Source organism: Aquirufa aurantiipilula, assembly GCF_019923745.1.
Classification (GTDB): Bacteria; Bacteroidota; Bacteroidia; order Cytophagales; family Spirosomataceae; genus Aquirufa; species Aquirufa aurantiipilula.
The window spans coordinates 220,946-244,015 of sequence record NZ_JAANOG010000003.1 but is presented as its reverse complement, the minus strand read 5'-3'; the positions used below and the strand labels follow the sequence as shown (position 1 = coordinate 244,015).

The 23,070-nt window shown below is 37.9% G+C and carries 21 protein-coding genes; 13 read left to right on the top strand and 8 right to left on the bottom strand.

Annotated elements, in window-relative coordinates; translation table 11 throughout:
* The first annotated feature begins 20 nt into the window (after positions 1 to 20).
* The 3 genes from G9H60_RS04670 to G9H60_RS04660 are packed head-to-tail and all read left to right on the top strand — an operon-like array spanning position 21 to position 2,359.
* Complete coding sequence (locus G9H60_RS04670; protein WP_223142944.1) at positions 21 to 758, top strand: NYN domain-containing protein; 738 nt, start codon at positions 21 to 23, stop codon at positions 756 to 758.
* 24 nt (positions 759 to 782) lie between these two features.
* Positions 783 to 1,415 carry a carotenoid biosynthesis protein gene (locus G9H60_RS04665; RefSeq protein ID WP_223142943.1) on the top strand — a complete coding sequence of 211 codons (633 nt, stop codon included), beginning with the start codon at positions 783 to 785 and terminating at the stop codon, positions 1,413 to 1,415.
* 59 nt (positions 1,416 to 1,474) lie between these two features.
* Positions 1,475 to 2,359, top strand: a complete 885-nt coding sequence (locus G9H60_RS04660) for a MerR family transcriptional regulator (RefSeq protein WP_223142942.1) — start codon at positions 1,475 to 1,477, stop codon at positions 2,357 to 2,359.
* Here G9H60_RS04660 and G9H60_RS04655 read toward each other — a convergent pair.
* Complete coding sequence (locus G9H60_RS04655; protein ID WP_223142941.1) at positions 2,352 to 3,416, bottom strand: mannose-1-phosphate guanylyltransferase; 1,065 nt, start codon at positions 3,414 to 3,416, stop codon at positions 2,352 to 2,354. The genes G9H60_RS04660 and G9H60_RS04655 overlap by 8 nt on opposite strands.
* A 338-nt stretch (positions 3,417 to 3,754) precedes the next feature.
* Between G9H60_RS04655 and G9H60_RS04650 the strand changes: the two genes are divergently transcribed.
* Both G9H60_RS04650 and uvrA read left to right on the top strand, forming a co-directional pair.
* Positions 3,755 to 6,634, top strand: a complete 2,880-nt coding sequence (locus tag G9H60_RS04650; protein WP_223142940.1) for a TonB-dependent receptor — start codon at positions 3,755 to 3,757, stop codon at positions 6,632 to 6,634.
* A gap of 78 nt (positions 6,635 to 6,712) precedes the next feature.
* Positions 6,713 to 9,550, top strand: a complete 2,838-nt coding sequence (gene uvrA, locus G9H60_RS04645) for an excinuclease ABC subunit UvrA (protein WP_223142939.1) — start codon at positions 6,713 to 6,715, stop codon at positions 9,548 to 9,550.
* A 65-nt stretch (positions 9,551 to 9,615) separates the two neighbouring features.
* Here uvrA and G9H60_RS04640 read toward each other — a convergent pair whose 3' ends face one another.
* A complete protein-coding gene (locus G9H60_RS04640; protein ID WP_223142938.1) occupies positions 9,616 to 10,236 on the bottom strand; it encodes a hypothetical protein in 621 nt (206 codons plus the stop codon).
* Positions 10,237 to 10,438: 202 nt separating this feature from the next.
* Here G9H60_RS04640 and G9H60_RS04635 point away from each other — a divergent pair, with 202 nt between their 5' ends.
* From G9H60_RS04635 to G9H60_RS04610, 6 genes are read left to right on the top strand one after another with little or no spacing between them, the layout of a single operon-like run.
* Positions 10,439 to 11,761 (top strand): (Fe-S)-binding protein, encoded by a 1,323-nt coding sequence (locus G9H60_RS04635; protein WP_223142937.1) that lies wholly within the window; start codon positions 10,439 to 10,441, stop codon positions 11,759 to 11,761.
* 4 nt (positions 11,762 to 11,765) lie between these two features.
* Complete coding sequence (locus G9H60_RS04630) at positions 11,766 to 12,761, top strand: alpha/beta hydrolase (RefSeq protein ID WP_223142936.1); 996 nt, start codon at positions 11,766 to 11,768, stop codon at positions 12,759 to 12,761.
* A gap of 4 nt (positions 12,762 to 12,765) precedes the next feature.
* Positions 12,766 to 13,647: a sterol desaturase family protein gene (locus G9H60_RS04625; protein WP_223142935.1), complete on the top strand. Its 882-nt coding sequence runs from the start codon at positions 12,766 to 12,768 to the stop codon at positions 13,645 to 13,647.
* 1 nt (position 13,648) lies between these two features.
* Complete coding sequence (locus tag G9H60_RS04620; RefSeq protein WP_223142934.1) at positions 13,649 to 14,425, top strand: (Fe-S)-binding protein; 777 nt, start codon at positions 13,649 to 13,651, stop codon at positions 14,423 to 14,425.
* Between the two features lie 4 nt (positions 14,426 to 14,429).
* Entirely contained in the window at positions 14,430 to 14,924 is a 495-nt protein-coding gene (locus G9H60_RS04615; protein ID WP_223142933.1) for a hypothetical protein, read from the top strand.
* 3 nt (positions 14,925 to 14,927) lie between these two features.
* Positions 14,928 to 15,422 (top strand): GAF domain-containing protein, encoded by a 495-nt coding sequence (locus G9H60_RS04610; RefSeq protein ID WP_223142932.1) that lies wholly within the window; start codon positions 14,928 to 14,930, stop codon positions 15,420 to 15,422.
* Positions 15,423 to 15,425: 3 nt separating this feature from the next.
* On the opposite strand, the gene G9H60_RS04605 is transcribed toward G9H60_RS04610, so the two are convergent.
* Together G9H60_RS04605 and G9H60_RS04600 are read right to left on the bottom strand one after the other, a co-directional pair.
* Positions 15,426 to 15,929: a DinB family protein gene (locus tag G9H60_RS04605; RefSeq protein WP_223142931.1), complete on the bottom strand. Its 504-nt coding sequence runs from the start codon at positions 15,927 to 15,929 to the stop codon at positions 15,426 to 15,428.
* 74 nt (positions 15,930 to 16,003) lie between these two features.
* Positions 16,004 to 16,666, bottom strand: a complete 663-nt coding sequence (locus G9H60_RS04600; protein WP_223142930.1) for a phosphatidylserine decarboxylase family protein — start codon at positions 16,664 to 16,666, stop codon at positions 16,004 to 16,006.
* A 160-nt stretch (positions 16,667 to 16,826) separates the two neighbouring features.
* Here G9H60_RS04600 and G9H60_RS04595 point away from each other — a divergent pair, with 160 nt between their 5' ends.
* Positions 16,827 to 18,242, top strand: coding sequence for a hypothetical protein (locus tag G9H60_RS04595; protein ID WP_223142929.1), 1,416 nt, complete (start codon positions 16,827 to 16,829; stop codon positions 18,240 to 18,242).
* Here the strand turns inward: G9H60_RS04595 and G9H60_RS04590 are convergent.
* Positions 18,237 to 20,423 carry a S9 family peptidase gene (locus G9H60_RS04590; RefSeq protein ID WP_223142928.1) on the bottom strand — a complete coding sequence of 729 codons (2,187 nt, stop codon included), beginning with the start codon at positions 20,421 to 20,423 and terminating at the stop codon, positions 18,237 to 18,239. The two genes, G9H60_RS04595 and G9H60_RS04590, sit on opposite strands and share 6 nt — an antisense overlap.
* Before the next feature lie 8 nt (positions 20,424 to 20,431).
* Positions 20,432 to 20,986, bottom strand: a complete 555-nt coding sequence (locus G9H60_RS04585; protein ID WP_223142927.1) for a hypothetical protein — start codon at positions 20,984 to 20,986, stop codon at positions 20,432 to 20,434.
* 73 nt (positions 20,987 to 21,059) lie between these two features.
* On the opposite strand from G9H60_RS04585, the gene G9H60_RS04580 reads away from it, so the two are divergent.
* Positions 21,060 to 22,139 (top strand): long-chain-fatty-acid--protein ligase, encoded by a 1,080-nt coding sequence (locus tag G9H60_RS04580; protein WP_223142926.1) that lies wholly within the window; start codon positions 21,060 to 21,062, stop codon positions 22,137 to 22,139.
* Here G9H60_RS04580 and G9H60_RS04575 read toward each other — a convergent pair.
* Entirely contained in the window at positions 22,100 to 22,519 is a 420-nt protein-coding gene (locus G9H60_RS04575) for a molybdenum cofactor biosynthesis protein MoaE (protein WP_223142925.1), read from the bottom strand. The two genes, G9H60_RS04580 and G9H60_RS04575, sit on opposite strands and share 40 nt — an antisense overlap.
* A gap of 1 nt (position 22,520) precedes the next feature.
* A complete protein-coding gene (locus tag G9H60_RS04570; protein ID WP_223142924.1) occupies positions 22,521 to 23,012 on the bottom strand; it encodes a dihydrofolate reductase in 492 nt (163 codons plus the stop codon).
* Positions 23,013 to 23,070 lie beyond the last annotated feature (58 nt).

The following is a 23,070-nucleotide window of genomic DNA, read 5'->3' as shown; positions in this document are numbered from 1 at the left end:
AATAATTCCTTTAATTATTCATGAAACAGGATAGCTCTGAAAAAGTAAATGCCCCACCTAGGTGGGGCATCATTCCAAAGATGCTATCTTTGGAGAAGTTCTTGTACAAAGATACAATTCATTGGAGAAATAAGTTCATGAAGGATAAAAAATATCGAGTTAAGGCATACGTGGATGGTTCCAATTTGTATTTTGGAATGATCGATGCCGGGTTTCGAAATTGTAAATGGCTGAATGTAGATAAGCTTATTCGTAGTTTTTTGCGCTCCAACCAAGAACTCGTGGAGATTAAATATTTTACAAGTCGGATTACTCATAATCCCCCCAAGCAAAAGCGTCAAACGACTTATTTGGAAGCATTAGAATCCACGGGTGTGAATTTAATTTATGGTTCGTATCAAGCTAAATTTACGGATTGTAGAAAATGTGGAAATAGCTGGATTATCCCCAATGAGAAAATGACGGATGTAAACTTGGCAACTCATTTGCTGATGGATGCATTTCAAGATCAATACGATATCGCCATTGTAGTTTCCGGAGATAGTGATTTTGTTCCTTGCATAAAAAGTGTGAATGAGCATTTTTTGGATAAATCTGTCGTTGTATTTTTCCCTCCATTAAGAAGAAATGAGTCCGTTGTAGAGGTGGCTAGAGCATTTCAAATGATTGGTAGAAAGAAATTAGTAGAAAATCAATTTCCTTTGCATGTTAGAAAGAAAGATGGTTTTGTTTTGGAGAGGCCAGATGAATGGTCCTAGTATTTTTATATTGAAATTTGTGATATGTCTGGAGTATATTTAAAAAGATTTCTCATCGTATTGTATGCCGCAGGTTTAGTAGGCATGAACTTGCCAGCGACCAAGGAATTATTTGTTTCATTGGTTCCTTTAACCTTGTGGTTTACTGGTTTCATCTGCTTGTTTTATTTTCCCAAACCAAGTATGTCAGCCTACCTGACCTTAGGTGGAATTGTGGTGGCAGCATGGTTTTTAGAGGTAGTTGGCGTAAGGACAGGGAAAATATTTGGGGTGTATCATTATGGAGAAACTTTAGGCTTTAAATTGTTGGACGCCCCCATCACCATTGGTATTAATTGGCTTATCTTATTATTAGGATCAAGTGCCGTTGTTGAAGAATGGAACGTTGGCGGTAAGATAGGAAGAGCCGCTTTGGGAGCGGGTTTGATGACAGCTTTAGATTTATTAATAGAACCAGTAGCTATACATTTTGATTTTTGGCAGTGGTCAGGAGGGCAGGTACCCATTCAAAACTTTGGTGCTTGGTGGCTCGTGAGTTTCTTTTTTCATTGGGTAATTCAATCAGGAGAATTTACTAGTAAATCCTCTTTATTTAGGTGGATACTACTATTACAGTTCATGTTTTTCTTGGGACATTGGATTTTTTTACAAGCTTAATCAGCTATGTGAAAACAATTAGCGGTCTTATCATGTTAGCTTAAAATAGATAATACCTTATGAGTGTTTATTCAATTAAAGATTTAGAACATCTTAGTGGCATAAAAGCTCATACCTTGCGGATTTGGGAGCAAAGATATGGCATACTGAATCCGGAAAGGACTGATACCAACATCCGTACCTATGGAGATGAGGAGTTAAAGTTGGTATTGAATATTGCTATTTTGCAAAATAGAGGGGAGTTCAAAATTTCCGAAATTGCTAAAATGAGCGATAGTGAGCGCTCTGCCAATTTACTTCGATTATCAGAAGAAACACTTCATTTTCCCGATCAGATTCAAGCTTTAACAATTTCCATGTTGGAATTGAACGAGGCTATGTTTCAACAATTAACTAAAAACATCATTCAAAAGCATGGATTTGAGGATTATTTAATTCAAATCATTCATCCATTTATGTTACGCTTGGGAACTTTGTGGTTGTCAGGCTCCGTAGGACCAGCACAAGAACATTTTATCAGTCATTTGATTCGTCAAAAAGTTATAGCTGCTATTGATCAACAAGATTTAAGCCATAAGCCCAATGCCAAAAAATTCTTGTTGTATTTACCCGAAGGGGAATTGCATGAAATAGGTTTACTTTTCGCCAATTATTTATTGCGCGCTAGAAAACATAAGGTAATTTATTTGGGACAATCTTTACCATTTGAAGAATTGGTTTTGGCACATGAAATTCATCAACCGGATTATATCCTGAGTGTATTTACTTCTCAACCCAATCCCGATGAGATGTCGGATTATTTGAATCAATTGGTTGAAAGAATACCGAATTCGAAATTTTTATTAACTGGATATCAATTATTGGCTCTAGGTCATGATGTACCCGAGAAAATCCAAGTTTTACGAAATTTTCAAGATCTGATTGAGATTGCGAATACTAACTAAACTTAGGGTCAAGAGAAGTAGCTTCCTCCACAAATTTCTTTACTTCTTGTTCCTGGTCTTTGGGACAAATCATGAGTGCGTTTCCATGTTCAGCTACAATAAAACCTTTCAGTCCTTGAATGACTACTAGTTTTTCAGACGGGGTTTTGATGATGCAATTTTGTGTATCATAGGTGATGACATTGCCTTCAATCACATTATGATTCACATCTTTTTCATTGATTTCATACAAAGACTGCCAAGTGCCAAGGTCAGACCATCCAATATCAGAAAGAATCACTTTGACTTCTTGTGCTTTTTCCATGATACCCACATCCATGGAAATGTTTTTACAAACTCCATAGACCTTTTTGATGAATGAATCCTCTTCTGGGGTGTAATAATGAGATAATCCTTCTTCAAATTGCTCCGCCATTCGGGATTGATGCTTCTCTAATTCCTTTTTGAAAGTAGGAAGTTTAAAAACAAATATGCCAGCATTCCAGACATAATCCCCGCTTTCTAAAAAAGCTTGGGCTAATTCAAGGTTGGGTTTTTCGGTAAATGTCTTTACTCTTTGAGCCTTATTTTCACTTGGGACATATTGAATGTAACCATATCCCGTATCCGGCCGAGTAGGGATAATTCCTAAAGTCACAAAAACATCCTCTTCGGCGACAGCTAAAGCCGTTTTAATATTCTCTTGAAATACCTGTTCTTTTAAAATGACATGATCTGCCGGAGCAACCACGAATTTCGCTTTTTTATTCTTCTTGGAGATTTTATACGTCGCATATGCAATACAGGGAGCGGTATTTTTACGCAAAGGCTCCTTTAATATTTGCTCTTTACTTAAAAACGGTAATTGCTCCTCAACTAATCCTGCAAATTCATCGCTGGTAACTACATAGATGTTTTCTTGAGGAATGATACCTTGAAAACGCTCAGCGGTTTGTTGAAGCATTGTTTTGCCAACACCTAAAACATCGTGAAATTGCTTTGGATTTGCGCTTCTGCTGATTGGCCAAAAGCGAGTGCCTATTCCGCCAGCCATGATGATGAGGTAATTGTCTTTCATACGTTATTATGCGTTCAATTCATTTGAACGAATGCTTAGTAGAATTCTTGTCCTTGACTAATCAGAATGTTCCATAAAGCATCATGCTCATTCCAAAATAAATGAAGGAATATATCTTAGAAACTTGGAATTTCAATTCAAAGCTAACAAGAATTTCAATGGATTTAAAGTTCTTTTGAAATGGCCTATTTTCAAGGAATCCTAGGGAAAGGCCAATATTTAAGTATTTATTGAAAAACTAGTAATTTTTTAATAAAATGAGTGTGCAATTCTATTTTCTTCCTTAGATTTGTTTATGGTCTCGTGCCATATCTACAATGTTATCTAAATTTATCAACATGAAAAGACTATCTACCAAATTCCTACCCGCTATTTTAGTTCTGTTTTTGATGAGTTTTTCTGTGCTTGCTCAAACGAAAGTAGGAGGTCAAGTTTCAGATGCAGCTTCCAAAGAAGCTTTAATCGGTGTTAGTATCGCCGTTAAAGGGAAAGTAATCGGAACAATTACAGACGCTAAAGGAAGTTTCTCATTGAGTACTTCCACTCCCGTTCCATTCACTATTGTAGTTTCTATGGTCGGATATGAAAGACAAGAAATTGCTATTTCTGGAAATAAAACAGATTTAAAAATCAATTTAAAAGAACAATCCGTACTAGGTCAAGATGTAGTCGTTTCTGCCAGTAGAGTGGAAGAAAGTGTGATGAAATCCCCTGTATCAGTGGAGAAAATGGATATTAGAAGCATCAGAGAAACACCTTCTGCTTCCTTTTATGACGCTCTTCGTAATTTAAAAGGTGTGGAAATGGTTACTCAATCGGTTTCTTTTTCATCCATTAACATGAGAGGTTTTGGTAGTAACGGAAACGTTCGTGTGGTTCAAATGATTGACGGTATGGATAACCAAGCACCAGGTTTGAACTTCTCCGTTGGTAATATTGTCGGAATTTCAGAATTAGATTTAGAGAATGTGGAAGTTTTGCCAGGAGCATCTTCTGCTTTATATGGTCCAAATGCCATGAACGGTATCGTGTTAATGAACTCTAAGAGTCCATTTTTATACCAAGGTTTAAGTGCGCAAATCAAAGGAGGATTTATGGATGCTCCTAACCGTACGGTTCAAAACACACCTTACAGTGATATTTCTATTCGTTATGCAAAAGCTTTCAACAACAAGGTTGCCTTCAAATTGAATTTTAATACATTAAGTGCCGAAGATTGGCAAGCATCAGATTACCGTGATCAGAGTTTATTGAACGGTAGAACTTTAGGTTTAGGTGGTCGTTCTACGAACTTAGCCTACAATGGTGTGAATATTTACGGAGACGAGACGAATGTCAATATGTTAAGTTCATTAACTCCCGTATTAGGAGATCCTACGAATCCATTAACAGCAGGTATCAACCAAATTTCAAGAGCTACTGGAGGTTTATTATCTCCAACAGCCATTTTGGGATACATTGTTCCTAATGTAAATATTTCACGTGAAGGTTATGCTGAGCGTGATTTAGCTTCTTATGCAAACCGTAACATGAAATTTAATGCAGCTTTGCATTATCGTTTTAATGATAAAGTGGAGTTGATCTTGCAAGGATCTTATGGTCAAGGTACTACCGTGTATACCGGGGCAGATCGTTACTCGATCAAAAACTTTAGCATGGGTCAATACAAAGCAGAATTAAAAGGCTCTAATTTCTTCTTACGTGCTTATACTACACAAGAAAATTCTGGCGATGCTTATGCCACAGGAACTTTAGGCCAAATTGTTAATGAAGCAGCCAAACCAAGTACTACTTGGTATCCACAGTATTTTGGCGCATTTGCTACACAAGCATTGACGAACTTTGGAACTGTTCTAGGAACGACTTTAGCACAAACAGGTAATCCAACCTTAGCCGTTGGAAATGCGATTGCGACTACACAAGCAGCTTTCAATACCTATCATAACAATGCACGTGCTGCAGCAGATGCAGGTCGTTTGATCCCAGGCACAGCGGCATTTACCACCGCAGTGGAGGCTATTAAAGGCAAGCCACTTCCTCAAGGAGCTCGTTTCTTAGACAAATCGGCTTTGTATCACTATGAAGGTATGTACAACTTCAGTGAGATGTTGAACGATAAATTTGAAATGTTGGTTGGTGCTAACTACCGTGTTTATGCTTTGAATTCAGAAGGATCTTTATTCGCTCGTCAAGATAATGGACAAGAGTTTTCTATTAACGAATACGGCGGGTATTTGCAATTGGCTAAGAAAATGTTCCAGGATAAGTTCAAGTTAACTGGATCGATGCGTTATGATAAAAATGAAAACTTTGAAGGTCAGTATAGCCCAAGATTATCGGGTGTTTATACTGTTGGACAATCGAACTTCAGAGCATCATATCAAACAGGTTTCCGTATTCCAACCACACAGGATCAATACATTGATTTAAATACTCCTTCGGCAAGATTATTAGGAGGTTTGCCAGTAGTACAAGATCGTTATAAATTGTCTGGTAATTCATTAACACTTCAATCTGTATTAGCCGGAAAACCAGAAGTATATACGGCTAAAGCTTGGAAACCAGAGCAAGTTCGTACGTTTGAAGTAGGATATAAAGGAAATTTAGGGAACAATTTATTAGCTGATTTCTATTACTACCAAAGTACCTTTACCAATTTCTCAGCTGGTCAAGTTGTAGTTCAAACTCCTCAACAACACAATGATAAAACAGTAGTTGGTAATAAAGTGTTTTCTTTCCCATCCAACGTAGACAACCTAGTTAAAACGAGTGGTTGGGGTTTAAGTTTAGACTACCGTCTTCCATCTAACTGGACATTAGGAGGTAACGTTTCTTATAATGCAGTTAATGATAATGGTGGATTAAGTAATTATCAATTGGCATTTAATACACCGGCTTATCGTACCAACATTACTTTAGGAAACCGCAACATTGGTGGTTCAGGATGGGGCTTCAGCACGGTTTGGAGATACCAAGATGAATATGTTTGGCAATCAAGCTTTGTTAACCAAATCTTAAACCAAACTCAGCAAAGTGTTATCCCTTCATTCAGTACTTTAGATGCACAAATTAGCAAGAAGTTATCTAGCATTAAATCCATTGTTAAATTAGGAGCTTCAAATCTATTAGGTACAGCTTATACTACAGGTTGGGGAAATCCAACAGTGGGTAGCATCTATTATGTGAGCATCACATTTGACGAGTTATTGAATAAATAATCACTCAAATTTTTATTGAGGCTGTCCTATCCGGGCAGCCTTTTTTTTGTACCTTTGTGGATTGATTTGTAGCAAAATATGCAGCCACCTAAAGATTTAACAGGGTTTTCTCACATTGAAGTTTTAGGTGCTCGTGAGCATAATTTAAAGAACATCGACGTTCAAATTCCTAGAAATCAATTAGTCGTTATTACCGGTATCTCCGGTTCCGGAAAGTCAAGCTTAGCTTTTGATACCATTTATGCCGAAGGCCAAAGGCGTTATATGGAAAGTTTTTCGGCTTATGCCAGAAGCTTTTTGGGTAATATGGAGCGTCCAGATGTAGACAAGATTGAAGGTCTTTCTCCAGTAATTTCGATAGAGCAAAAAACGACTTCTAAAAATCCAAGGTCTACCGTAGGTACTACCACGGAGATTTATGACTTTTTACGCTTGCTATTTGCGCGCGCTTCTGAGGCCTATAGTTACCTTTCTGGGGAAAAAATGGTCAAGCAGTCGGTTGACCAAATTATCAATACACTTTTACAGCAATTTCAAGGGAGCAAAGTACAGTTATTGGCCCCTGTAGTAAAAGGGAGAAAAGGGCATTACAGAGAGTTATTTGTACAAATAGCCAAGTGGGGATATACCAAAGTGCGGGTGGATGGGGAGATTATGGAATTGGAGCCTAAAATGCAAGTGGATCGATTCAAGGTGCATGATATTGAGATTGTGGTGGATCGATTGGTGGTGAAAGAGGATGACCGTTTTCGGATTTCCCAAAGTTTGCAAACAGCCATGAATGTAGGCAAGGGTCAGGTATTCATTTTAGATGAAAAAGAAAAGCTTCATTATTTTTCTCAAACTTTAATGGATCCCAAGACGGGTTTATCATACGATGAACCTGCCCCAAATACTTTTTCATTCAATAGTCCATATGGGGCTTGTCCAACCTGCAATGGTTTAGGTCAAGTAGAAGAAATTACGGAGGAATCCGTAATTCCAGATCCTGAATTAAGTATTATACGTGGAGCAATAGCTCCAATAGGTGAATACCGGGATTTATGGATTTTTAAGCAATTGGAAGTATTATTGAAGCCTTACCAAGTTGGTTTATCAACACCCATTGCTAAGTTCCCCAGAAAAGCTGTTGAAATGATGCTTTATGGTACGGATGAACCTGTACCTGTTCCATCTAAGAAATATGTGGGCACGGAATGGACGACCAAGTATGATGGGATAATCCATTTTTTGAAAAGGCAACAAGAGAGTGGATCAGAGAAAACGCAAGATTGGTTAAAGGATTTTTTGGAAGTGAAGACTTGTCCAGATTGCCAGGGTTATCGTTTGAAAAAAGAAGCACTTTGTTTCAAAATTGATGACAAACATATTGGCGAATTGGCTCAAATGGACATTTCGACCTTGGAAAATTGGTTTGAGGGATTGTATTTACGACTTTCTGATCGTCAACAACAGATTGGAGTAGAAGTATTGAAGGAGATACAGAAGCGAATTGGGTTTTTGACTCAAATTGGTTTGAATTACCTGACCCTTGATCGGCCTATGAAGAGCTTATCAGGTGGAGAAGCACAACGTATTCGTTTGGCCACGCAAATTGGAACGCAACTTGTTGGAGTTTTATACATCATGGATGAGCCAAGTATTGGATTACATCAGCGCGATAATGAAAAATTAATTCATGCCTTAAAGGATTTGAGGGATTTGGGAAATAGTGTGTTGGTAGTAGAACATGATAAAGACATGATGTTGGAGTCTGACTATTTGTTGGACATAGGTCCTGGTGCCGGAAGACATGGAGGTCACATCGTTGGACAAGGTACACCGGCTGAGTTTTTGAAATTACAAACTCCTACGGCACAGTATTTAAATGGACAATTAGCCATAGAAATACCGAAAAAGCGTAGAAAGGGAACAGATAAAGAGATTAAATTAATAGGAGCTTCAGGAAATAATTTGAAGCATGTGACGGTCAGTATTCCTTTAGGAAAAATGATTTCGGTCACTGGCGTTTCAGGTTCTGGTAAATCAACTTTGATACATGATACGCTTGTACTAAAGTTGAAACAACATTTCGACAGAACCAAAAGAGATCCTAAAGATTTCAAAGGAATCGAGGGCTTAGAATTGATTGATAAAGTGATTGAGGTAGATCAATCGCCCATTGGTAGGACACCTCGTTCCAATCCTGCCACCTATACCAATATGTATAGTGATATTCGAACCTTGTATTGTGAGTTGCCTGAATCTAAAATTCGAGGTTATAAAGCAGGAAGATTTAGTTTCAATGTGAAAGGGGGACGATGTGAAAGCTGTGAAGGAGCAGGTAGGAAGAAAATCGAGATGGAATTTTTGCCGGATGTCTTGGTTGAATGTGAATCATGCAAAGGCAAACGATTTAATCGGGAGACCTTAGAAGTTCGCTTTAAAGGCAAGTCAATATCCGATGTATTGGATATGACAGTGGAGCAAGCATTGGAGTTTTTTGAACATCAACCCAAGATTTACCGTAAAGTAAAAACCTTATTGGAGGTAGGCTTAGGGTATATTACTTTAGGACAACATGCCACAACCTTATCTGGAGGTGAGGCACAGCGGGTGAAATTGGCGGAGGAATTGTCTAAAAAAGATACAGGAAAGACCTTGTATGTGCTGGATGAGCCAACTACAGGTTTACATTTTCAAGATGTAAAATTATTATTGGAAGTGCTCCAAAAATTGGTGGATCGCGGCAATACGGTGTTGATTATTGAACATAATTTAGATGTCATTAAGGTATCTGACCATGTGATAGATTTAGGTCCAGAAGGCGGACTTGCTGGTGGGCAAATAATAGCCGAAGGAACTCCTGAAGAAGTAGCCCGAGTGAAGCAAAGTCATACGGGAAGATTTTTATTGAAGGAGTTGAATATGGCTTAGATTTTTCCTAACGCTGTCAAGGTTCGAAACCTTGACAGCGTTGCGAAAACGAATGGAATTTCAATTTATTCTAACAATAAATTGATAATGTGTTTTTCATCCACTCTGGAAGTATGAAAATGTTTGAATTCTTCGATTCCTCCAAAATATTCCAAAACTGATTTTTTATCTACAAAGCTCTTTTTCATGGTTGAAATGTCATGATAAGAGGAATTTTTGTATTGCCTGAAATCAGAAACAATACCATGATTTTCGGGGTTAAAGTGCAAATATTTGATAAGCTGAGTGAAATAGATTTCATCTTCCACCTTTATCCTTCGAAACGGGTTTTCAAATAGCCCACCTGTTCGGTCATTCGTCTTATTAAATGCCTGCGCATAACAATTAAACAATGTTCCAAATTGCCTTGCAATTAATTTGGAAAGGTCAATATGTTCTCTCTGTTCTGTTTTTATTTTTTTGAATTCAAAAATTTCTTGAGCAGGTTTAATTCTAAGAAGAAAATGGAAGTGGTTTCCAATTAGACAATAAGCATAAGTATAAGCAATTGGGCAGATATATTTTTGATATTTTCTAAGGAAAAACCGGTAGTTCCTATATTCTTTAAAAATTTTAGTTCGGTTTATTCCACGGTTAAAGACATGGTACAACTGATCCGGAACCATTGCTTCTGTATTTTTTTTCATGATTAGTGATTATTAGAATGTATGGAACAAATCTCCTGATTTTGTTAAAAACTGAATCTTAAATAATTGGTAAAAAATATCAGAAATGTGATGAAAAGTTTGATTAAAAAAAGTTAGCTTTATTGGCATTTCAACAACGCTGTCAAGGTTTTAAACCTTGACAGCGTTAAGGGAAAAAGATTCAGCAAAACACTCATCAATCATGCATATTTTTCTCCAAGTACTTTTTATTTTAGTACTAGTCGGGTTGGGCTATTTGGTAACGCAACGATTTAAACTTATACTAGCTAGCATTCGATTATCCAAACCCATGGAACTGAATGATCACCCTAGTGAACGTTGGAAAAGGGTCATTCTTTTGGCATTTGGCCAGAAAAAAATGTTCCATAAACCCTTGGTCGGCATTTTTCACTTTTTGATTTACATAGGATTCGTATTAATCAATGTTGAGATTTTGGAAATTGTCATTGATGGGATTTTAGGTACTCATCGTGTTTTTGCCCCATTCTTGGGAGAGCTTTATCCCTTTTTGCTCAACTTTTTTGAACTACTATCTCTGGGAGTCTTTTTGGCCTGTATTGTATTTTTTTTAAGAAGAGGGGTGATTCATGTACAGCGACTACGATCCGATTCTCATCGGGAATTGAAAGGTTTCCCGATTCAAGATGCTTACACCATTTTGGCGATTGAATGTATCCTCATGTTAGCTCTATGGACCATGAATGCAAGTGATGCCATTCTGCAAGAGAGGCAAGTAGCTCATTTTGAGCCTGTTGGTTCATTTTTAGTTTCGCAGCATGTAATGCCCTTTTTAACCCAGCTTTCCACACCTGTATTATTGACACTGGAAAGGGTAGCTTGGTGGTTTCACATCATCGGAATATTGGGATTTGCCCTTTATGTCACATATTCCAAGCACCTACATATTTTCTTTGCATTTCCTGCAGCTTACTTTTCTAGTCTTGAACCTTCAAGTAAAATGGGCAATATGCCATCCGTCACCCATGAAGTAAAATTGATGTTAGGTCAACCCGTTGAAGCCAATGCCACTACCCCTGAACAATTACGTTTTGGAGCAAAAGATGTGATGGACTTAACCTGGAAAAATGCCCTAGATGCCTATTCTTGTACCGAATGTGGCCGCTGTACAGAACAGTGTCCTGCCAATCAAACAGGTCGAGCACTATCTCCTCGAAAGATTATGATGGATACTCGTGACCGTTTGGAAGAAGTTGGGCAAGGTTTGGTTAAGAATAAAGGCCAATGGCAAGAAGATGGGAAATCATTATTAGGCGATTATATTTCTGCGGAAGAATTGAGAGCCTGTACAACCTGTCAGGCATGCGTTGAAGCTTGTCCCATGGAGTTATCCCCCCTAAATATCATTTTGGCATTACGCCGCTATCAAATCATGGAGCAATCGGATGCCCCTGCTGCATGGAATAGTATGTTTTCAAACATTGAAACAAATCAAGCCCCCTGGAAATTTAATCCATCGGATCGTTTAAATTGGGCTAAATCATAAGCATATGAAAAAAGTATTTATACCCATAATCCTTGGGCTCATCTTATTTTTTACTTTGGGACCAAGCCCGCAAACTCCTCAATTAAACCGAGGTGTTACTTGGAAAAATATTCCTGATTCACTGCCTGCAATAGCTCAGTATTTACAAGATAAAGAAGGGGCCTACCCACAAATTAAAGCGAATAATGAAGCCAAAATTGTCTGGGCAGATTCTTTGAATCCCCAAAAAACAAAATGGGTTTTCATGTATGTGCATGGTTTTTCTGCTTCCCAGATGGAAGGAAATCCAGTACACCGTCAAATAGCGAAAGCATTTGGTGCCAATTTACTTCTGACCCGCGTAGCTGGACATGGTTTTGTTACTTCGGATAGTGTATTGCAGCATGTTACGGCCGACGATTATTATGAGAGTGTGGAGAATCAATTAGCCCTAGCCAAAAAAATGGGGGAAAACGTTATCGTGTTAGCCACCTCATTTGGAGGAGCCTTGTCCTTATCTTTGGCTTCCCGTCACCCTGAAATCAAAGCATTATTGTTGTTTAGTCCTTGTATAGCCATTGCCGATCCAGCGGCTGTTTTGATGGATAATCCTTGGGGTCTTCAATTAGCCAGAAAAGTTGTAGGTAGTGATTACCGGGATATCCCTGCTCAAAATCCAGCCCATGACCAATATTGGAATTTGCACTACCGTTTAGAAGGGGCAGTAGAATTGCAGAATTTTTTAACCAATCAAATGACCGACGAGGTTTTTGAGCAAGTAAAATGCCCAGTATTCATGGGTTATTATTACAAAGATGATGCACACCAAGACCCCGTTGTCTCCGTAAAAGCTATGCGCCATATGTTTCCTTACCTTGGCACGAATCCCGCACAGAAAAAGGAAATGGCTTTCCCTTTAGCTGAAAATCATGTCATTACGTCGGATATTTTGGCCAAGAGAACCGATTTGCCTTTGAAAGCAAGTATCCAATTTTTGAAAGAAATCGTACATCTACCTTAGAATTATGACACCGAATTTAATTCTATATGCAGTTCCTTTCTTTTTGATTACGGTCATCTTAGAATCCTATGTCGTTTTCAAACAACATCGGGATTTTGTTGAGACAAAAGACTCTTTGACTTCCATCGGTTTAGGACTTGGGAATCTTTTCATTGGTTTGTTGACCAAATCGGTTATTTACGTCTGCTATTTTTATGTTTATGATCATTGGCGTTTATTTGATCTTTCCATTTCTTGGTGGTGGGTATGGGTATTTGCCTTTTTTGCCGACGATTTTACCTACTATTGGTTTCATCGGATCTCCCATGAAGTACGTTATTTTTGGGCTTCCCATATGGTCCATCATTCTTCTCCGAAGTACAATTTAGCCGCAGCTTTACGTCAAACTTGGACTGGTAATTTATCCGGAGCATTTTTATTTTATACCTGGATTTTAGTAATAGGAGTTCACCCTTTTATCGTATTCTTTTTTCAACAAATTAGCCTTTTGTATCAGTATTGGATTCATACCGAACTGATCAAAAAAATGCCCAATTGGTTTGAATATATTTTTAATACTCCTTCTCATCATCGAGTGCATCATGGCACAGACTTAGAATATTTAGACACGAATTATGCTGGTGTATTGATTATTTGGGATCGGATGTTTGGTTCTTTCCAACAAGAAAACCAAAGACCACATTATGGCTTAACTAAACAGATTGAAAGTTATAATCCTGCCAAAATTGCTTTTTTTGAATGGATGCAGATATGTAAAGATATTGTTCATTCCAAAAGTCTTAAAGCCGCTTGGAATTATCTGATAGGTCCTCCCGGATGGAGTCCCGATGGTTCTAGATTAACAGTAGAACAAATGCGTCAACAAAATAAGTCGAAAACAGAATAGCATGGAACTGAAGATAAGTACGATGGCCGAATGGGCAGCCAAAGGAGAAAGCCCAGAGTTTTTGTTTTGGGTTGGATGTGCTGGTTCATTTGATGATCGTCATAAAAAAGTAACGCGGGCTTTTTGTGAAATTTTACAAAAGCTAGAAATTTCATTTGCGGTCCTTGGAACAGAGGAATCATGTACGGGAGATCCTGCTCGTAGAAGTGGAAATGAGTTTTTATTCCAAATGCAGGCTATGTCCAACATAGAGGTGTTGAATATGTATGGCGTGAAAAAAATTGTGACGGCTTGTCCTCATTGCTTCAATACTTTGAAAAATGAATATCCAGAATTGGGAGGAACTTACGATGTCATACACCACAGTCAGTTATTAGCTGATTTGTTGGCAGCAGGTAAAATTCAACTAAAAGAAGAAGAAAAAGAAGCTGTTGCCTTTCATGATTCATGCTATTTAGGTCGGGGCAATGGAATTTATGAAGCCCCTCGTGAAATTATTCATGGACTGAAAAAGGAACTAAAAGAACTGAAAAGTTGTAGAACTAAAGGCTTGTGTTGTGGTGCGGGTGGTGCTCAAGTGTTTAAAGAGCCAGAAGAAGGGAGTATCGACATCCAAACCAAACGTTCACAAGAAATCATCGACTCGGGTGTTCAAAAGGTAGCTTTAGCTTGTCCTTTTTGTATGGTCATGATTCAAGATGGATTGAATAAACACGGTAAAGATAAAGAAATACAAGTAGTAGATTTGGCTGAATTAGTTCAGCAAACCATGATATAAAAATATGTACGTAGAATTTCAACAATTGCCGGCCCATGCTCGCGTTTGGATTTACCAAGCCAATAGGGCTTTTAATGAGCAAGAAAATAACTTTGTTCAGTCTTATTTAAAACAGGCCGTTCAAGATTGGAATGCCCATGGTGCACCATTAGCTGGTTCATTCCAAATCCGATACAATCAGATTATTGTAATTGCTGTTGATGAAAAACACAACGCTGCTTCAGGTTGTTCCATCGATGCTTCAACAGGATGGTTTAAAGACCTGGCATTTCAATTAGGGATTGATTTCTTTGATCGTTCAGTGGCTTTGGTTCAAGAAGATTCTTTGACATTGTTTCCTCTATTAAGCGTCAAGCAAGCAGTAGCTGCTGGACAAATTAGCTCAGAGTCCTTCATTGCCACACCTCAAGTCAATGATTTGGCAGATTTTAAAGCTAATTGGCCAAGCAAAGCCAAAGACTCTTGGCTTAAAAAGTATTTTGTAGCCGCATCCGTATAATTTATGGCAGAAGATTTACAAATTGTGGAGGGTAGCAGAGCCGATAAATACCATGCCCTCATTCCTCAAGTAGAAGCTCTCCTCCAAGGAGAGACAGATTTATATGCCAATTTAGCCAATATCGCGGCAGCAATTCATTCGTATTTTGGCTTTTTTTGGGTGGGTTTTTATCTAAATAAACAAGATCAATTGGTTCTTGGTCCTTTTCAAGGTCCAGTAGCTTGTACGCGCATTCCTTACCATAAAGGTGTTTGTGGTCATGCCTATCGAACTCAAGAAAGTATTATTGTCCCCAATGTCGATGAATTTCCGGGTCATATTGCCTGTGCATCTGCTTCCAAATCCGAAATCGTATTGCCGGTGATGGATTCTGCAGGTGAGGTGTTGATGGTCTTGGATGTGGATTCCGATCAATTGGATGATTTTAGTGAGATTGACCGAGAAGGCTTGCAAGCTATTATTGATTTGATAGAAAAAAATTATCCCTCCTGGTCTTAAGCCTTATGCCAAAGGTTTCATTCCCATAGCAATCCATTCCTCCTTAGAAGGTCCGTACATACCAGGAACAGTAAGGCCTTCTTGTCGAATCAATACACTCAACTGACCTCGATGATGTGTTTGATGACGAATAAGTATGCTTAAAACTGCGCCTCTTTCCCAATGATCTCCGTACATGGGAACTTTCTCCCCGAGCATCTCGTCAGTCCATTGGTTTTTTAATGCCAAAATCAAAGATTCAGATGATTTTTGATATTCAGAAATGAGCTTATTTAGGTCATTTTTTTCACCACTGGCATCCACAATTCCTTTTACTTCCTTTAGCCCAGCGTGATGCAATAACTCGGCAATGGATTCCGTAATATGCCATGATAATCTAGCCATGCTCCTGAAGTTTTCGCTAGGATTATCTTGAAAATGGCCCGCTTCAATAGCCTGAAACATTTTGATGGAGCTTTCTGATTCGTAAGCCCAAGCGCGATAAAAGTCGGTTAATTGTCTAAACATGGCGTAGATTTTTAATAAAAATACACCCTAGGAAATTCTCTTCCTACATAGAAATTACTGAAAATGATGAATGGTTATTGAGCGAGTCTGGCAATAACAGTTTCTCCTCCAACGGGTTTATCGTCTAATTTAACGCAGATTTCAGCATCTAAAGGAAGATAAATATCAATACGACTACCAAATTTGATGAAGCCAAATTCTGTTCCTTGAACCACAGCATCTCCTTCTTTGGCATACCAGCAAATACGCTTAGCCAATGCACCAGCTATTTGGCGGAATAAAACTTCTGTTCCGTTTTCATGCTTCACGACATAGGTTGTACGCTCATTTTCCGTACTCGATTTTGGATGCCAAGCTACCAAATATTTACCCGGGTGGTATTTGAAATAAGAAACGATACCCGAAATAGGGTTAAAATTAATGTGTACGTTGATAGGCGACATGAAAATTGAAACTTGTCTACGCTTATCTTTGAAGTATTCGCTTTCTACGGCTTCTTCAATGACCACGACTTTACCATCTGCTGGGGCAATGATGTCCTGAGGATTGATAGGTGTTACACGTTTAGGGACGCGGAAAAACTGGACCAAAAGCAAATAAAATACAGCTGTAACAACGACTACTGCTTCTCTGATGTAAACTTGCTCAGGTAAAAAATATGCCACTAAAGCATTTATAGCTAAAACGATGACAATAGCTGTCAATAAGATTGTTTTTCCTTCTCTGTGTAGGGTCATAAGCGATTAGTATGGTTTAATCCATGCTATGGATTAAACTTTAATCCGTAAAATTAGCCAATTTTGTTGAAAAATTGGGCATGGCATTTCAATCTATTCCGAAGTATTTAACAATTTTGCTTGAAAAAATTGCATTTTTATTATCCATTTGAATTCTACTATGCGTCTAGGCAGCTACATTTTAAGTCTTTTTTTGTTGATTCATGTAAATGTCTTGGCCCAAACTTTAGAATGGTTTAGTTCAAGTACGGGCTATTTTTATAAAATTGATTTTGAAACTAATCAGCTTTCTAGAACCAAAAATGGACTTCCTTGGTCAAATTTAGGTGTACTATCCCTTGAAAATGTCGAAAAAGCAGATTTGATTTCGGCCAATTATGCCGTGAAAGAATATAAAATTGAAAATTCTGATTGGGCATATCTTTTAATATCCTGTACCAACCAAGTATATCAAATCAATAAAAAGCAATTGGCACTCAAGCGAATTGATGAGACCTATTACCGAGGAGCGAATTGTTTAAGCCATACATTTTATCGAAACGGAATTTTATATTCTTTTGGAGGCTATGGATTTTGGACTTCTACCAATATTCTAACAAAATACAATGCCGATGGAAAAGAATGGTTGAGTATACAAGCTAAAGGTGATGTTCCACCTGCGATCACGATGGGTTTAACGGCTTATGTTCCCAGTCGAGATAGGTTCATAACCATGGGGAATCACTCAGTCAATGATACGGATACCAGGCGGCAGGATTTGGTTGATTGGAATATATATGAATACAATTTTTCCACCAGTGAATTTGTCATTCAGGGGTCCATTGAATTGGAGGAAATCAAATCCTTTCTAGAAAAGGACATTGCTCGTTATTATTTATTCAATGGCCGGTATTTCTTTTTATTGGATAAATCTGGTCGGGAAAAGAACTATGATACCGTGTACATCATTGATGTATTAGATGATTTCAAAACCTATTGTTGGAAAAATACGAATCGATTAGTCCTGGAAGGTGCCTATACGGGCAATTTTGATAAGGCATTGCATATCAATGGAGATACGTTGATTTGGACTAATTTATCCACTCAAGTTTCACCGAATAATGTCAAAAATTATCGACTGATGGTGAATGATGTACTACGTGAGGCAGATTACCTTGGGAAATTAAATCAAGTACCTTGGTATCAGTCCATCATCGAGGGTTCTTTCATTTTGGTAGCCATAGGCTTTATCGTTTTAGCCTTCTTTTTATTCCAAAAATGGAAAAAGAAAAGACTTTCAAAACAGCTAAAAATCATGTTAGGGGAAAACGAAAAAATGCTGCTAGATTTTCTGATTTTGAATTATACCACTGGCTATATTTCAGGTCATCAAATCATTGCATTTTTTGGCAAGCATAAAAGTTCACCTGAATCACAGCGACAATTTAGGGCCAAGATGTTTGAGAATTTGACAAAATCGCTTCGTCTTTTACTAGGTAAGGATCAAATTTTAGATGTCCATACCGACGAGAAAGATCAGCGAATGTTTACCTACCGCTTGAATCCCGACGTCTATCAAATTCTCAAATCATTATAAATTCTTCAAGAGAAAGTTGGTCATCATTTGGTATAAATGATATCGGGTATTTCCTCCTGCAATGCTGTGATTTTTATTAGGATAATAAAAACTTTGGAATTGCTTGTTGGCTTTAATTAAAGCTTCTTGTAAGGCCACCGCATTTTGAAAATGTACATTATCATCACCTGTTCCATGTACCAATAAAAGATTTCCTTTTAATTTGTTGACATGATTCACTGGTGAGTTTTCATCATAGCCTTTGGCGTTTTCTTGAGGTGTCCTTTGATAACGTTCCGTATAAATGCTATCATAAAAACGCCAGTTAGTAACCGGAGCTACAGAAATAGCCGTTTTGAATACATCAGCACCTTGCATTAGGCAATTTGACGACATAAATCCGCCATAACTCCAGCCCCAAATTCCTATACGAGAAGCATCCACATACGGTAATTTAGCCAAATATTGTGCCGAATAAATTTGATCTTGTACCTCAATTTTACCTAGATTTTGATACGTTATTTTTTTGAAATCTACACCTCGAGCTCCTGTACCGCGATTATCCACACAATAAATTAAGTAGCCTTTATCTAATAAGGTTTGATACCAATAAAAATCGTTGCTAACGGGATAGGCATCCAACACTTGCTGGCTTCCAGGTCCACCGTATACGTGCATTAAAACGGGATATTTTTTATTTGGATCAAAGTTTTTAGGCTTGATGGTATAGGCATTTAACTTTTCCCCATTGGCTAGAGGAATTTGAAAAAATTCACGTGTTGAGATAGCATAGTCTTTCAACTGCTGCTTTAATTTATTGTTTTCTTCCAGCACGCGAATTAAGGTACCTTGGCTACTTTTTAAGCTGATTTGTAAAGGTTCTTTGGCAGAACTAAAATAGAGCATGTAAAAAGAGAAGTCAGGGCTGAAATTAGCTGTGTTAGTACCTGCTTGTTGAGAAATCATTTGCAGATTAGTGCCATCCAATTGAATTTTATAGACCTCTCTTTGAATAGCCGATTTCGATGCAGCATTGAAATAGAGTGTTTGGCTTTTTTCATCATATCCATAAAAATCATCCACATCCCAACTGCCTTGAGAAATCGCTTCTACTTTTCCAGTAGCAATTTCTGCAAGATATAAATGCTTAAATCCTGATTTTTCAGAAGAGAAAATAAAACGTTTTTGGTCAGCCAAATACATGATGTCATTTCCGACTGATTCAATTTCCAATGAAGTAGCACTTCTTTCTTCATAAATCAATTTGGATGAACCATCCTTAGCAGAAGCATGAAGTATCTCCATGTGATTTTGAAGGCGGTTTAAGCGGATAAAAGAAACCCAATCCGAGCTAGCCGTCCATTTCATTCTTGGAATGTATTGATCTTTGTCTTTTCCAACCTGAATTGGAATGTTTTTTTGATTCACTAAAGAATACACACTAAGAGTCACTATGGAATTGGCTTCACCTGCTTTAGGATATTTGAAACGGTAATCTTTGGGATACAATTCCCCCCACATTTGCATGTTGTATTCAGGTACTTTGGTCTCATCAAAAGTATAGTAGGCTATTTTTTTGCTGTTTGGCGACCATTGGAAGGCTTTAGCAAAAGAAAACTCTTCTTCATATACCCAATCACAAGCGCCATGAATGAGGTGATTAAACTTGCCAGAAGTCGTAATTGCTTTTTCTTTACCCGAAACTAAATCCACTAAAAATAAGTTGTTTTCTCGAACAAAAGCCACTTTTTTGCCATCAGGAGAGAAGCTAGCATGCATTTGTTTACCTGCCTTGGATAATGGTATGATGGATTTATTTTGACGATCAAAAATGAAATTATTCTCTTTCGAACTGCGGCGATAAATTTGTTCAGATTCGGTAGAAATTAAAATTTTATGTTCGTCAGAAGATAAACTAAATGCTTGAACATTGATTTTTTTACCAGCTACTCGGTACTGTTCTTCATCAAAAAGAACTTCAGATTTTTGAGGGTCTACTACCGAATATTTAATGATTTTACCCTCCTTTAATTCGGTATAATGCTGCCCATCCTGAGTCCAATTTAGGTTTTGAATACTTCTTTGACGGAAGGTATAATTTTGCCAAACGTCTTCTAGGCTAACACTTTTTTGAGCCAAGCTCACCTGAGCCAATAGAAAAATAACAGCGAAGCTGAGGATGCGGTAAAAACGTAGAATCATAAGGATATTTAGTCTTGAAAAATTACGATTGGACTCGTCTCAATCGTATTGCTTTGATGAAATGCTTTGTCTTTAATGGAAATTCGGAAAGCTAATGTATCGTTTTTTTCAGTGAAATCGGGAGAATAACCTTTGTAAAAAGCATACACAAACTGAGTGGAATAGGAAATATATCCTTCGATGGGACCTGGTTTTTGGTCTGGTTTAAAGGGAAAATTCATTAAGCCTCCTAATTTGGGGCTAAAAGTTACTGGAATGAATTTGCCATTTTTCTTGAATAAAACATCTACCTCAAAATTGCGGTAGTCTTTGTATTTAGGATCTGAGTTTTTCTCTGCAGTTGTAATACCTAAATCCCCGTCTCCATCTTGGAACTTAATGGTCATCACCACGGAATCAATTTTGGCTTTACCGCCAAAACCATCATTACTAATTTTGGTGATTTTTTTAATGGACTCAAATTCAATATTAGGAGTAGTGCCATAATCAGGTTCTTGGACACAGGCAAAGAATACCCAAGTGCACAATGCGGTGATGATGAAGAGACTACCTAGTTTAATCATGAAGATTCGATGCTCATTAGAAGCGTAAAGTTAATGATTTGCATTAATTTTGTGCATAATTTCAAAAAAAGCTATGCAGAGTGGAAGCGAAGATTGGGAAAGCCTTTCTTTGAGTTTGAAGAATCGTGTAAATCAGATGCAAGAGGCTGATTTTGAAAGCCTCGCTTTGGACATTTTTCAATATCAGGCTGTCCATAATCCCTTGTATCATTTGTATCTAGGATTATTGGGAGTGGATGCTAATAGCATTTCTAAAATTTCCGATATCCCGTTTTTGCCAATTGAGTTGTTTAAAAATCATTTGGTGCAATCGGGCTTTGCCCCCATTTTATTTCAATTTGAAAGTTCAGGTACTACCGGGCAAATCCCTTCAAAACACATAGTATGTGATCCTGAATTTTATCAAAAACAAGCTAAGCGGATTTTTGAGTCGAATTACGGTCCATTATCCGACTACCATATTTTCGCTCTTTTGCCATCTTATCTAGAAAGAAGCACTTCATCTTTGGTCTTCATGATGGATTATTTCATTAAGCAGTCGGGTTCAGATTTGGCTGGATTTTATTTAAATCAATATGATGTATTGGTTGAAAATCTGAAAGCTGCCTTGCAAACTAAACGTAAGATTTGGTTGATGGGAGTAACTTTTGGTTTATTGGATTGGGTAGATAGTGGGCAAGATTTTTCGTTTTGGAAAGATGCCGTTGCTGAGGGACGCATCATGGTGATGGAAACAGGAGGGATGAAAGGGAGAAGAGAGGAATGGTTACGTGAAGAAGTTCATGCTTTCCTTGAAGAAAAAATGTATTTGCCACAAATAGCTTCAGAATATGGTATGACGGAGTTATTTTCACAAGCCTATGCAGATAAAGGGGGCGTTTTTACACCTGGAATCAGCATGCGAGTTTTATTGAGGGAAGTCAATGATCCCTTTGGACAAGTTACGCAATCAGGAAGAGTAGGTGGCATTAAGGTCATTGACCTAGCCAATGTCGATTCCTGTTCTTTTATCGAAACCAAGGATTTAGGTTCATTGGAAGCAGACGGAATACGATTTAAGGTGTTAGGTCGATTTGATAATTCGGAGCAAAGAGGTTGTAACTTGATGTTAGCTCAAGGGTGGGGAACTAACCAAGACGAGCCATCTTCATAAAATTCATTTTTCCAAATGGGTACTTCTTCTTTTAGTCGGTCGATAAGCCACTGACAAGCTTGAAATGCTTCGGCACGATGTACGCAAGTTACCCCAATAAGTACGGCAATATCTCCAATTTGCAAAGGACCTGTTCGATGAGCCATCGCCACTTTTTGTATGGGCCATTTTGAACCAGCTTGATCAATCAATAGGTTTATTTGTTTCACGGCCATGGGCGGGTAAGCTTCCATATCCAGTGATTTCACGTCTTTGTTTTGATTTTTATTTCGAATGGTACCGATAAATAAGCAAATTCCTCCGGCCATATCATCTTGCAAAAAGGGATAAAATGCATCCAGCTGGATGGCTTGCTCCAATAATGCCACTTTTCTTTCCATGTTATTGGATTCTTTGGTAAGTTAAAAAACTATACTGATAGGGATTTTTTTCATCGGTTATACCTCTTTCAGTGTGTATGATTTCCCATTCTTGGCCAGAAAGTTCGGGAAAAAAGGCATCACCGTCAAAATAATCATGCAAGCGTGTTAGAATGACTTGGTCAGCAATCTCCAGCGCTTGTTTGTAAATTTCAGCTCCTCCAATGATGAAAATATCATCTCTGGAAAGGCTTTTTGCTTTTAAAATGGCTTCGTCCAAAGATTGACAAAGAATAATGCCTTCGCTTTGGAGGTGGTTTTGTCGACTGACCACCAAATTATTGCGGTTTGGTAAGGCTTTCCCAATGGAATCAAAAGTCTTTCTTCCCATGATGATGGAATGTCCGGTGGTCAAATTTTTGAAATGTTTTAGGTCTGCCGGAAGGTGCCAAATGAGTTGATTGTTTTTGCCGATGACGTTTTTTTCATCACAAGCCACGATTATTTTGATCACGGGATTTTTATTTTTATCAAAATTACGGGAAATAATGGGACGAAAAGAAATCAAATCA